The organism is Ignicoccus islandicus DSM 13165, assembly GCF_001481685.1.
GTDB lineage: Archaea > Thermoproteota > Thermoprotei_A > Sulfolobales > Ignicoccaceae > Ignicoccus > Ignicoccus islandicus.
Window position 1 is genome coordinate 220,111 of sequence record NZ_CP006867.1, and the last position, 12,602, is coordinate 232,712.

General features: G+C 47.3%; 12 protein-coding genes. 8 read left to right on the forward strand and 4 right to left on the reverse strand.

What is annotated here, in order from left to right:
• The first annotated feature begins 10 nt into the window (after positions 1–10).
• A complete protein-coding gene (locus tag EYM_RS01260) occupies positions 11–736 on the forward strand; it encodes a purine-nucleoside phosphorylase (protein ID WP_075049310.1) in 726 nt (241 codons plus the stop codon).
• On the opposite strand, the gene EYM_RS01265 is transcribed toward EYM_RS01260, so the two are convergent.
• Together EYM_RS01265 and EYM_RS01270 are read right to left on the reverse strand one after the other, a co-directional pair.
• The gene (locus EYM_RS01265) at positions 726–1,406 is read right to left on the reverse strand and encodes a phosphoribosyltransferase (RefSeq protein ID WP_075049311.1); all 681 of its coding nucleotides are present in this window, start codon (positions 1,404–1,406) and stop codon (positions 726–728) included. The two genes, EYM_RS01260 and EYM_RS01265, sit on opposite strands and share 11 nt — an antisense overlap.
• Positions 1,407–1,455: 49 nt before the next feature.
• Complete coding sequence (locus EYM_RS01270) at positions 1,456–2,451, reverse strand: hypothetical protein (protein WP_157058710.1); 996 nt, start codon at positions 2,449–2,451, stop codon at positions 1,456–1,458.
• Between the two features lie 122 nt (positions 2,452–2,573).
• On the opposite strand from EYM_RS01270, the gene EYM_RS07760 reads away from it, so the two are divergent.
• From EYM_RS07760 to EYM_RS01280, 3 genes are all read left to right on the forward strand, one after another.
• Positions 2,574–2,723: a hypothetical protein gene (locus tag EYM_RS07760; RefSeq protein WP_157058711.1), complete on the forward strand. Its 150-nt coding sequence runs from the start codon at positions 2,574–2,576 to the stop codon at positions 2,721–2,723.
• A gap of 63 nt (positions 2,724–2,786) precedes the next feature.
• Positions 2,787–4,019 (forward strand): TackOD1 domain-containing metal-binding protein, encoded by a 1,233-nt coding sequence (locus EYM_RS01275; RefSeq protein WP_075049312.1) that lies wholly within the window; start codon positions 2,787–2,789, stop codon positions 4,017–4,019.
• A gap of 77 nt (positions 4,020–4,096) precedes the next feature.
• Positions 4,097–4,765, forward strand: a complete 669-nt coding sequence (locus EYM_RS01280) for a type I 3-dehydroquinate dehydratase (RefSeq protein WP_075049313.1) — start codon at positions 4,097–4,099, stop codon at positions 4,763–4,765.
• A gap of 23 nt (positions 4,766–4,788) precedes the next feature.
• Here the strand turns inward: EYM_RS01280 and EYM_RS01285 are convergent, their stop codons facing one another.
• Complete coding sequence (locus EYM_RS01285; protein WP_075049314.1) at positions 4,789–6,348, reverse strand: YncE family protein; 1,560 nt, start codon at positions 6,346–6,348, stop codon at positions 4,789–4,791.
• Positions 6,349–6,402: 54 nt separating this feature from the next.
• On the reverse strand, positions 6,403–7,191 hold the full coding sequence (locus EYM_RS01290; RefSeq protein ID WP_075049315.1) for a heterodisulfide reductase-related iron-sulfur binding cluster: 789 nt from the start codon (positions 7,189–7,191) through the stop codon (positions 6,403–6,405).
• Between the two features lie 131 nt (positions 7,192–7,322).
• On the opposite strand from EYM_RS01290, the gene pheS reads away from it, so the two are divergent.
• Genes pheS through EYM_RS01310 form a run of 4 tightly spaced genes read left to right on the forward strand, consistent with a single transcriptional unit; the run spans position 7,323 to position 12,601 of the window.
• Positions 7,323–8,810, forward strand: coding sequence for a phenylalanine--tRNA ligase subunit alpha (gene pheS, locus EYM_RS01295; protein WP_083494976.1), 1,488 nt, complete (start codon positions 7,323–7,325; stop codon positions 8,808–8,810).
• A complete protein-coding gene (gene pheT / locus EYM_RS01300) occupies positions 8,791–10,419 on the forward strand; it encodes a phenylalanine--tRNA ligase subunit beta (protein WP_075049316.1) in 1,629 nt (542 codons plus the stop codon). Before pheS ends, pheT begins: the two co-directional genes overlap by 20 nt.
• 56 nt (positions 10,420–10,475) lie before the next feature.
• Positions 10,476–11,534 (forward strand): hydroxymethylglutaryl-CoA synthase, encoded by a 1,059-nt coding sequence (locus EYM_RS01305; RefSeq protein WP_075049317.1) that lies wholly within the window; start codon positions 10,476–10,478, stop codon positions 11,532–11,534.
• Complete coding sequence (locus tag EYM_RS01310; RefSeq protein WP_075049318.1) at positions 11,534–12,601, forward strand: thiolase C-terminal domain-containing protein; 1,068 nt, start codon at positions 11,534–11,536, stop codon at positions 12,599–12,601. Before EYM_RS01305 ends, EYM_RS01310 begins: the two co-directional genes overlap by 1 nt.
• Position 12,602 lies beyond the last annotated feature (1 nt).

The window sequence follows — 12,602 nt, forward strand, 5'->3', positions numbered from 1 at the left end:
GGTAGCGCAATTGAAGCCACAACACTTGACTGCTAAGCCCGGAGAAGTGGCCGAGAAAGTGTTAGCAGTAGGCGATCCGGCTAGGGCCAAAATGGTAGCGGAAAAGTACTTAGAGGAAGCTAAATTAGTGAGTTCTAACAGAGAGCTCCTAGTGTACACCGGCAAGTATAACGGAGAGGAAGTGAGCGTCGCAGTTCACGGAATAGGTGGACCGAGCGCTGCAATAGTTTTCGAAGAGCTTCGAATGTTGGGCGCGAAGCTAATAGTTAGGCTCGGAACGGCCGGTAGCTTGAGGAAGGAGATAGGAGTTCCCGAACCAATAGTAGTTACCGGTGCCTCCTACTACGAAGGCGGAGTACTCGGCGTTTACTCCCCTAACACTTGCCTCTCTACGTCACCCGACCCGATCCTAACTTCCCATATCGCCAAGACTTTCAGCCAAAGGAACGTGAACTACCATCTAGGCCCCGTAATTAGCAACGACGCTTTCTACGCTGAAAGCGAAAACTTCGCTGAGTATTGGGCTAAGAGGGGAATGGTTGCAGTGGAAATGGAGTGCGCCACTTTGTTCGCATTGGGATGGATGAGGGGCTTCAAGACGGGGGCGGTAGTAGTAACGGCCGATAGCCTGGTAGACCCTTCGAAGAAGGACTTACTTCACCACGAACAACTGGCGCCAGTCATGGAAAAGGTCACCGAAGCCTTGTTAGATGCGATTTCAACCTTTAGTTTATGAGACACCCTTCCGCCTCCGCTTCCCCCAACAGTTCCAATACTTCCTCATCGCTCAAATCGTACCAGTTCTCGTACGCATCAGCCACGGCGAACGGGTAATAGGTCCTCAGGTTTAGAATTACCACTAAATCGGCCACTTGGGCCACTGCTTCCGCACCACTCGCACTGGAAGTAGGTGCACAAGCCCATACTTCCTCTGCACCGAGCTTCTTCAGTGACCTCACGGCAACTCTCATGGTGTAACCGGCTGCTATTCCATCATCAATTGCGCAGACTTTCAGCCCAGTTAAATCTGGGTAAGGTCTCCCCTTTCTAAATAACTTCTCCCTTTCCCTTACTCTCTCCAGCGCCGCCTCTATTTGCCTCTTCACCACCTCTTCTGGGAGACCTACGTCCGCCACTTCGAAATCCAAGGAACTAACTGCTCCGAAGCCTGCCTCCGTAGTCCAAGGATATAATACCTTCTTTACGATTATTAGATCCATCTTAGATCTTAGCGTTTTGCATGCTTCCAAAGCCACCGGAACTCCGCCAGCCGGTATTGCGAAGATAAGGTCGGGTACTAGGTCTAATTTCTTCAAGAACGTTCCTAGCTTCCTACCCGCGTCCCTTCTATCTTTGAAAACGGGAGCCAGGTCCACGAGGTTTTCATCAAATACGATTCTACCCATAACTACGACCTAAGTTTACGAGTTAAATTATGGGATAAAAGAAGGGGTTCTAGGCCTTTGGAAGGTAACCTAGCTCCTCGAAGTAGCTCTTGGAAACTTCGGTGAGTTCGTCCTTCTTCTCTACCATTAAGTTGTAGAACTTCTCTAACGCAATGTACGCTCTAGAACTCACCTTGCTCTTGAACCAAGATATGTCCTTTGCATTGCCTACGTAATCCGAGAAGTCGAAGTCCCAATATTCGTCTTTAGTCCTGTTGAATATTAAGTACTCGAGCTCCAAAAGGAGCGTTCCCCTCGGGAGGACGTAATCGCCGAAGTCGTCTAACATTTGTATTATTTGCTTCCTAATTTTGCTTAAGTTCCTTATTCCAGCTAACTTATCCGGACTGGGCCTTATCTTAACTACTTGAAGTATTCCTAGGTAAGTGAGTATTAAGCTGAGGTCGCTTATAGGTTCGTACCAAGGCCTTCCCTCGACGCCCTCTATAGCAGGGGTTCTGTTAAGGACCTGACGCGCCAAGAGCAAATTGTACGGATTGGCCCTCCTGAATTTCTCCATTAGCGCGACTTCGCTTAGGCTTGCCGCTCTGGTAACGGCGATCATAGTATGCCTCGCTGGGGTTGGGAGCATTAAGCCGGCATAGAAGCTGAAGAGCAGTGCCGCTTCGGGGGAGTCCTTTAGCGCTTCGTAAACGCTTTGGGAAACGTAGGTTCTCCTCACAGCTATCTCGTTGAGCCTGTTCGGTATTTCGTCTAACTCTATTATTTCTAGAACGTGGAAGCTCTGAGGTAACCTCAAGTAGTAAAGCAAGTCTGTTATACCGAAGTTCTTTAGGGTAGCGTACCTCTCGCCCAGCTTATCCACGTGAGTAATTCCGCCCACGAGCTCGCTTAACGGGATCGGTTCCTCGTTTGGAGATGGGGCGCCGGCTATTAGGTCCAAGTAGAACTGTAAGAAACCCTTAACGTTACTGAGCTTCCCTTGGGCAGCTGCTATTACTTCCTTGAACCTCTTCGGAGTCCATAGTTTTGGACTCAGCGACACGCTTAACACGTCACTTTTCACCCGTTAGTAGAAAATGGCCAGAAACTATATATTGTTATAGGGAGGAAAAACCATTAATTTTCAAATAGCTATATAGTAATTTCTGTGAAGGATGATGCGTATTGGACGGTAATACAACAGTTATAACTGTTTGTGCTTCCAACGAAAGGATGTTCATAGCAATGGCAATTTCCGTTTCGATAGCTACCGTTGTTGGAATATACGTCGGTACCTTGCTCTGCAAGAGGCTCAAGAACAAAGCGGGCTCGTGAAAACCATCAGCTTATAATTAACTAGATAGTATAGTTCTCACACGGTATCGAAGGGGGATTCTAATGAGCGTTTCGTCAGCTCTCCCAATTCCAAAGGAAGTCTTAGAAGACCTATCGAGAGACCCCATAGCGAAACAAGTATTAATAACGATCTTTAGGGCCGGGAGCGTCGCTCCTCAAGTAGGCCTCGAAAGCGGGGTTCGATACCCCCAGCTCGATAATATACCTAACTGGAAGCAAGTAATCGAGAAGCTGATAAAGTATAACCTCGTTGAAAGAGAAATAGCGGATAGACTAATACACTGTCCTAGATGCGGTTCGATCCACGTAGCCTCCAAGCTCCTCTGTCCTTGGTGTAAGAGCTTCAACATAGAGTTAACGTACATAATTCAACACACCCTCTGTGGGTACATAGATACTGAGACGAAGTTCAGGGATCCTAACACCGGTAACCTGGTTTGTCCGAAATGCAGGAGGCCTTTGAGGAAGGAGGGTTTGGACTACGTAGTTATTGGTAAAGTGTTCGAATGCATGGAATGTAGAAGGAAAACCAATAAGCCATTAATAGTGTTCCAGTGCAAGAACTGTAATCACCAATTCGATTACTTAAACGCATCCTACGAACCAGTTTACGAGTACACTCTGACGCCCTTAGGATCCAAGCTAGTAACTTCTGGAGCGTTACTGAAGGACGAAATAATAGAGGCCCTCAAGGACCTAGGGTTAGTAGTGGAGTCTCCGGGTAAGGAAAGGGGCAGAAGCGGAATAGAGCACAGCTTCGATATCATCGCTAGAACGAACACCGGTAGAGTGCTCGCGATAGACTTCGTTGACGAGAACGACCCTTCGGCTGCGTTAACTTCGAGGATGCCTAAGGTCCTAGACACGGGGATAGATAGGTACGTTATAATACTACCATCGGGAGCTCTGGAAGCATCGATGTTCGTTCAAATGAAGAACGTAATAGTCTTAGATCTATCTGAACCGTATATTATTGACAGAATAGTATCCATTGCTCGAGAACTGCTGAGAGGTGAGGTGAAGACCGTCGAAGTCGAAGCACCCCCCGCCGAAGAGGGTGGAGAAGAGCTCTTCTTCGGAGAAGGCGCCGAAGTATCGCCAGAGAAGGAGGAACTACTGGTATCCGGTCCCGGTCCAGAAGAGGGATTGAATATAGGAGTTCCGGAAGAAGAGGAACTCAAGGAACTGGTCAACCAAGCTCAAAGGAAGGAGAGGAAGGAAAAAGAGAAGAAAGAAGAGGAGTTATTGGGCGCGGAAGAGTTCTTCGGGGGATGAACGGCTTTTAGCGGCTGACCGAGGAAGGAATGAAGTTTTCACGGACCGGGAGACCCCTCTAACGAGGGCCTCGCGAAGTGTTCGCAATAGGAGCCATACCTTACGATTCAAAAGAGAAAGTTAGGAGAAGGATATTGAAAGCGACTGCTCTAGGGGCCGATCTAGTTGAGTTCCGGTTAGATTACTGGAACGGACCAATGCCCGACTTTTCAGAAGAAGCAGAGCTAGCCAGGAGGTACGGAATGGACGTAATAGTTACTGTGAGAGATCCTAGCGAGGGAGGAGTTAGAAAAATCGAATGGAAGAAGGAGGCGTACGAGCTAGCGAACGAACTCGGTTGTTGGTGCGATGTCGAAGCTAAGTTATATCCCGAACCCCCCTGCGAGAACAGTATCGCTTCAATTCATTTTTTCAACGAACCTACTGAAAGCGATTACGAATTAATAGAGAAATTGTCTCTTTCAAGGATCAATTTCTCCGTTTTTAAAGTAGCTGCGAAGGTGTCTACTATTGACGAATTGCTGAAGCTGGTGAGGTCAATAAGGCATCCAAGGAAGGCTTTCATGCCTATGGGGAAGGGGACGGAGAAACTGAGACTAATTACGCCCCTCTTGGGCTCCTATTTCTCTTACGGATCAGTAGAGGAGAGTACTGCGCCGGGCCAAGTACCGCTAGAGTTAATAGTAAAAGCTGTAACGCTTTCGCGGAGCGCCGATGAGCTATACTCCCCAGAGCGACAAGAATGAGCGAAATTCCTTTAGGTGAGGTTTCAGATCCCTACGAATCCGTCCGGTAGCTCGGTCGTTATTACGTTCTTCAAGTCCTCGCTAATTCTCTTGGCCTCTTCCAACATGTCAAAGACTTCTACGATTCTTCCCTCATTTATTAGGCTTTCCACCTTCTCCTTTATCTCAGCTATCTCCTTTAATCTGCTTAACAGTTCCTCGCAGTTGTCCTTCAGTAGGACGTATAAGACCATTTCGGTTAAGTTCGGTAACTTTATACCCAGATCGTCCTCATATTTCTTTAAGTCCTTCAACAAGAGAGCTAAGGCGAACACGCACTCCATTATTTCCAGCGCCTTTTCACATCCAAATTTCTCTACTAATGCAACAGAGGTAGGTATTTGAGCCGGTAGCAAATCGCTCGGACTGAGTTCCATTAGGTCTATCAATAGGTTGGAGACCTTCTTTATACACAAGCTGTTCTTAGATACTGAGTCGAGCCATTTCTCGAAGTTATCGCAACCGTCCTTTAACGCTTCCACGATGTCCTCCATGCTCATCAAATCTTTCAAGATTTTCTTCACTACATCCAAATGTTTCAATAAGCATGGTAAGGCGTAAAGGAGCTTCGGACCAAGGTTCCTAAGCGTTAGGAAATCGTCGATGGGTACGTCGTTCCCAAGCTCGGTAATTATTTCCCACAAGGCTTTCTCTAAGGCCTTACAAAGTATCTTCGCCCTTTCTTCGCACTTACTCTCCTCAACTATCGACTTCAGTATATTGATTACCTTAGGAGTTCCTATAGTTACCAGTTCACCGCTCTCTAGAATAACTGCAACTTCCGTGACCGTTGGGGAGTAGTCTAGCTTTATTGGAATAGACTTGAAATATTCCCTCGCAACTATCTTCCCATCAACTGAGAAAAACGTTAGGGACTTATCGACGTTATCGGCGACGGCGAACTCGTCTCCCTTAGGGCTCCACTTTAGATCGTTAACTCCTCCTAGGGTAGCTATTTCTTCCAAGTTCAATCTCTCATAGTTAACTACCTTGAATACCTTCCCGTTATTGGTGCCTACCACCAAGTAGGGGCCCCACGAAAGCCCGAATATAGGGGAACCGAGTTCCGTTGACCACGTTATCCTGCCCTCATCTATAACTAATAGCCTACCCTCCATTGTTCCGGCTACAATTATTCCCTTCTTAGCTGCCACGGCAGTTACGTTCAGGCCCACTTGTATAGTTTCCATTTCAATGCTTCTATTTAATGGAAGTATTGATACCCAGCCGTTGCCGGCAGCTATTACTTTACCATCGCTGTAGGTCAAGGCGTTAACGTCAGATTGAACCTCGAATTCCTTCTTTACCTTTAGTACGTTATTGAATATAATTACCCTCGAGCTCGATCCGACTACTAAGTCGTCATTAATCCAGAGTAAGTTGTAAGCTGGCACGTCTACCGTCTTCTCTACTTTCCCTTTCTTCGGTTCAACTAAATAGAAACCCTTAACGCCTAATGCGACTGCTATGTAAGTGTTTCCCCAAGCTATGTCGGTAGGAGGTGTTAGAAGCCTCACTTGCAACCTCGTTCGTGGGACTTCCATGACTCATCTTCTCGTTACTTCCGATCTGGAGCGATCGATAATAGCTTTACGTGCCTAAATTCTGAGTTTGTTCGAATGCATATCTAAACCGAGGTCCTTGGGAGATAGACCTAGAGCCAAGCCCACTAGTTGATGCAAATGAACTACGGGTTTCCCCCTCACGCTAGTATCAATGTGATATTGGCAGAAGGGACACAGGGTTACTATTACGTCGCTATCTAAGGACCTGCGAACCACCTCATGAGCCATTCTCGTCGCATTAGGTTTGTCGTACGTAACTACAGGGAACCCGCAACAGAACTCTATTCTAGGACCTATTTCAACTCCAAGTTTCCTTAGGATCCTTTCCATTACTTCAAATACGTCCTTCCCTTTTGCCTTGAAGCCGAACTTAGCTTGACATCCCGGATAGAGGGCTACCTTTAAGTTAGCGAGCGGACGTAGGACGTGGTCTTCAGTTAACTTCTCGTCTAATATTTCTATGAAGTGAAGCACCTCCATTTTAACTAAGTCCATGTGCTTGCTCTCCATAACCTCCTTAGTCCTCTCATACAAGTCCTTGTTCCGAAACGCCTCCTCGTTCCACTTTATCAATTGATTGAAACATATACCGCAGGCTGTAAAAACCTTCTCGCAACCTTGCTCCTTAGCTAGGTAGAGGTTCGAGTTAGCTAATACTGCTGCTCCCAATGGAGATAGGTCCGCTACCATACCGGCTCCGCAACAGCCCCATCCGTCAATTTCCTTATAGCTGATGCCGAGCTTCCTAGATACTGCTTCAACCGCCTTCTCCATGTCCCTTCCGATACCTTTAGCGCTGCAACCCGGATAGTAACAAAGCATTCTAGGGCCCGCGTATCTATTTCGAGCGAGCCCTTTTCAAAGGATGTAGTCGAAGGGCCTCTAAGCACCCTTAATTTGAGTTCGTGAAACATGCTTTAAGGAAAGAGGCCTTCGTGAGTTGGGATTGAACGTTGATTTACGTAACGCCCACGCAGATGAAGATAGTTGAGCTGATAGTTGAGAAAGGTATAATGGATATTGATGAGATAGCCAAGGAATTGGGTAAGAAGAGAGAGGACTTAATGAGGGAACTAGCGGAGCTACAAAGAGTTGAATTAGTTGAAGTTGTAACTAGGACCAAGAAGCTAGCCAAGCTTAACGATAAGGGAGTTATCTACTTGAAGAGACCTCTTCCCGAGGAGGTCGTTCTAGAACTTTTAGAGAAGGGGGACGTTCCAATAAGTCAGCTCAAAGACAAGCTGGAAAAAGACGAGATATCAGCTGCTTTAGGTAAGCTAAAGGCGTTCAAAGTTGTAAAGATGGAAAAGGGCGTTTTAAGGAAAGCTGGCGATGATAAGGAGCTTCGGGAGTATATAAAGAGATTGAAGGAGTGCATTTCGAAGTACAGATTTCCATCTGAACCAGACGACTGCTTCAAGCTATTGAAGGAAAGGGGATTCGTCGAAACTGAGCAGAGGAAGATAATTGAAATTAAGCCTACCAATAAGTTGATCGAACTTTGGAACCAAGGCAAATTGGTTGAGAAGGAAGTTGTTACCAAGCTAACTAGCGAAATGATAACTTCTGGTAAGTGGAAGGAGATAACGTTAAAGAAGTTTGACTTAACTATAGAAATGCCTTCCGCAAGGGGAGGCAAGAGGCACCCGCTAACGGAGCTTTACGACCACGTAAGGGAAGTGTTAATCTCAATGGGTTTCGAAGAAGCTTCGGGGAACTTCGTTGAGCACGCGTTATGGAACTTCGACGTCCTCCTAGTCCCCCAGTACCACCCGGCCCGCTACGAAACGGACGTCTTCTACGTAGAAAACGCCGAACTTCCTCGACCCCCAGAGGACGTTATAGAAAGAGCCAAGGCCGTTCATGAAAGGCTATATAGATACAAGTGGGAGGCCCGTGAAGCCCTTAGATTGCTCTTGAGAACCCATACCACGGCCGTCTCCGCTCATCAAATGTATGAGAGGGGCGATGGAGAGTACAAGGTATTTTCGTTAGATAGGGTATTCAGGTCCGAGACGCTCGATCAGACTCACTCAATGGAATTCCACCAGCTGGAAGGAATAGTCGTCGGGAGGAACGTGAAGTTCAACCACTTACTTGGTTTCTTCAAGGAGTTCAGTAAGAAAATGGGTCTCGGAGAAGTGAAGTTCAAGCCAGCTTACTTCCCCTTTACTGAACCTTCAGTTGAAGGGTTCATTAGACATCCCAAGTTAGGTTGGATAGAAGTGTTCCCTGGAGGTATGTTTAGACCGGAGCTATTGGAGGTAGTCGGATTGTCCAAGGACTACAAGGTTATTGCATGGGGAATTGGAATAGATAGGATAGCAATGATGCTACTGGACTTGGACGACATAAGGGATCTGTATACCAACGACCTAGTTACTATAAGGTCCCTTAAACAACCCTTGAAGGTGATCTTAGGTGCCAGTAGTAAGGGTTGACGTCAACGACCTTAGTAGGATCGCTAAGACCGATTTGGACGCCGAGCGAGTTTCCCAAATCCTTCCCGTACTCAAGGGAGAAGTCGAAAAGGTGGAGGGAGACGAGATAGAATACGAGGCTTCACACGACAGGGCAGACTTGTTCTCCGCAGAAGGGTTGGGGAGGGCCATTGGAATATTCCTAGGAAGTAGAGGTAACCCCAAGTACAAGGTAGTTGATTCGGAATACGTCCTGGACTTGAGTAAGGCTCCGTCGTACAGACCTTACGCTATGTTGGCTATAGTTAGGAACTTAGAGCTAGATAACGAAGCAATTAGGCAAGTATTTCAACTTCAAGAGAAATTGGCTATAAGCTACGGCGTTCATAGAAAGCTCGTTTCCGTAGGACTTTACGATCTAAAGTACATTAAGGGTAAGGTAATACGCTACCAGACTCTCCCCCAAGGAAAGTACGTCCCCTTGGATTACGAGGTGGAAATGACGTTCGAGGAAGTTTTAGAGAAGACGGAGAAGGGAAGGACATACGGTCACTTAATAAAGAAAGGAGAGTATCCCGTATTAGCTGACGAAGAGAACGTTCTCTCGTTAGTTCCAATATTGAACGCTAACTATAATAAGGTAACTGAAAATACGAGGGACGTGTTGATTGACGTCACTGGTACTGAACCCTATCTGATGGCTAGGGTATTGGACGTAATGGTTACGTCCTTAATAGAGCGATCTAACGACCCGGTAATCGAAAGGGTTAAGGCCGTTAGGGGGAACGAAGTGCTCTTCGAGACGCCTGAACTGCCTATCAAGGAAATCGAGCTTACAATGAAGACCGTAAGGGAGTTCGTCGAAGTAAATATCGATTTAGAGAAAGCTAAGGACTTGCTGAACAAGATGGGGTTAGAAGCGAAGGTAGTTGAAGGAAAGGTAAAGGTCAGTGTACCTCCATATAGAATAGACGTTCACGGGGAGGTCGACTTGATCGAAGACTTGATTTCAGCCTATGGCTACAACGAGTTGGAAACCTTAAGGGACAGCGTAGTAGACTACGGAGAACTAACTCCCATGACCAAGCTGGTTAGGTTCGTCTCGGACAAACTCGTCTCGTTGGGCTTAGTTGAGGTGTTCAACTTCTCTTTAACGAGCTCCGAACTCCTAGAATTGTTAGGTGAGAACAACTTCGTGAAAATAGTCAATCCTAGGATGAAGAGTTACGACTCCGTCAGAACGAGCCTAGTTCCCTCGCTGCTCCTTACAGCACTAGAGAACCAGAAGTCCCACTCAAAGTTCAAGGCATTCGAGGTCGGGGACGTCCTAGTAAACGAAGGGTATACGAGAAGGGAGAAGAGATTGGGGATACTCCTTTACGGAGACTTCACTTTGACTGATGCGATATCGCACCTAAACGCGCTCTTCGAGGAACTAGGGCTTAAGGCGAAGTACGTTGAACGAGAAATTCCATACTTCATCCCCGAGAGGAGCGCAAAGGTCGTAATAGGAAATATAGAGGTAGGTTCGGTTGGAGAAGTGAACCCCCAGATCCTCGTCAGCTTAGGCGTGAAGGCACCGGTAACTATAGCCGAGATATCTCTAGATAAGATATTGGAATTATTTTAGACTGTCGTCTAAACACCGTTTAAGAAAATGTCTTAAGTTGTCCTCTAAAGAGCTCCGTGGGTGAACGTATCTCGTCAGTCGGAATTTCCGGTTGGGGCGCTTACGTACCTATTTATAGAATAAGAGGAGAGGAAATAGCTGAACATTGGGAAGGCGATCCTTCCGTTCCGTTAGGCCTAGGCGTGCCGGAGAAGTCTGTAGCGGGAATAGATGAGGACAACATTACTATGGCGTGGGAAGCGGCGAAGAACGCGCTAACTAGGTCTCAAATAGCTCCAAGCGAAATAGGCATGGTATTCATTGGTTCTGAATCGAAACCATATGCTGTAAAACCGTCTGCTGTTGTAATTGCAGAGGCGCTGGGAATAACCCCCCATACCATGGCAATAGACGCCGAATTCGCGTGTAGAGCTGGAAGCGAGGGCTTGAGGCACGCCTTTTCAATGGTTAACGAGGGAGCTATCGAAGCCGCTTTAATAATTGGGAGCGATACTGCCCAAGGAGCTCCAGGAGACGTCTTGGAATACACAGCTGCTTCCGGTGCGGCTGCATTCGTTGTTTCTAAAAAGAACGTAGTTGCGAAGCTACTGGACGCGGTCACGTACGTTACAGATACGCCCGATTTCTGGAGGAGGGAGCTTTCTCCATACCCTAGACATGGCGAAGGGTTCACCGGGGAACCGGCTTACTTCCATCACTTAACCTCCGCTATAAGGGAGTTAATGGAGAGGAACGGCTTGAGTCCCAATGACGTGACCTACTTCGTTCCGCACCAACCAAACGCGAGGTTTCCTCTGAAGTTAGCGTCCAAATTAGGCTTCCCAAAAGAGAAGGTCCTCCCAGCGCTAACCACTGCGAAGATAGGTAATACGTACAACGCTTCTGCCTTCATAGGAATGACTAGGATACTAGATATGGCCAAGCCCGGAGAGATCGTTCTCATGGCACCCTTCGGCTCAGGAGCCGGTGCCGATGCGTACTTATTCGAAATTACTGATAGGGTAGAAGAGGTTTCCGGGCTAGCGCCTCCAACTGATTCATATATAGAAAGAAAGGTCTACATAGGATACGGTAGGTACTTGAAGTTCAGGAATAAGATAAAGAGGTTGATATGATGTACGTATGCGACGTCGCAGTTAGACCAATAGGCAGAGAATATTCGAAGAGCACACTGGACATGGCCCTCGAAGTTTCGTCGAAAGTAATTGACTCTTGCGGCGAGCCAGAAGCAATAGTTTTCTCGACCTACGCGTCTACGTTCCAGGAGAAGTTCGGGAATATAGCATTCGCTCTGGCGGAAGCTCTAGGTTTGGATGCGGAAACGTACGAAGTTAGGGCCGGTGATGGTAGCGGTGGCGCGGCCATTGCGGTAGGCACCAAGCTAGTAAAGGCTGGATTCAAGAAAGTGCTCGTAGTTGGCGCCGATAAGACTAACGACTTCCACTCGAAGCACGCCGTGTCCCATCTAAGGACCCTAATTCAACCCTACGAGACCATTTACGGCTTGACTTACTCCGCCGTTCACGCTTTGGCTGCTAAACTTTACATGAAGAAGTACGGCGTCTCCCACGAGGACTTGCTGCAGTGGGCCGTCCTAATGCACGATCACGCCACCGAGGTCCCACACGCGCAATTGAAGTTTCAGATAAACTTGAAGAAGGCACTAAACGGTACTATCGTTTCGGAACCACTTAATTTGTTCGATTCGCATCCGTTTAGCGATGGAGCCGCTGCAGTAATGATAACGTCCGAAAGCGCTCCGGTGAAAATAGAGACTGCCTCGGCCACCCACGTCCTATCTGTCTCTAAGCGAGATCTAACCTTCATGTATTCCACTAAGAAGGCAATTGAAAGGCTTGGCGTAGACGTTGAGTCCATTGAAGGTTTCGAGGTCTACGACCCGTTCTCAATAGCTGGTATAATAGCCTTGGAGTCCTTGGGACTGGCCGAGAGGGGCGAGGGACTAAAGGTTCTAGACGAGATGCCGAACGCGATAAATCCCTCTGGCGGCTTGAAGGCCAGAGGTCACCCAATCGGTGCAACTGGAGTATATCAAGTAGCGGAGGGGTTCTTGGCCGTAACGGAGGGGTTAGGCAAATTAGGTAAAGTATCAACCTTCCTAACTCACGCAACGAATTTGTTTGGTGCTTCAACGTACTTAACTTTACTGAAGGAGGTGTGAA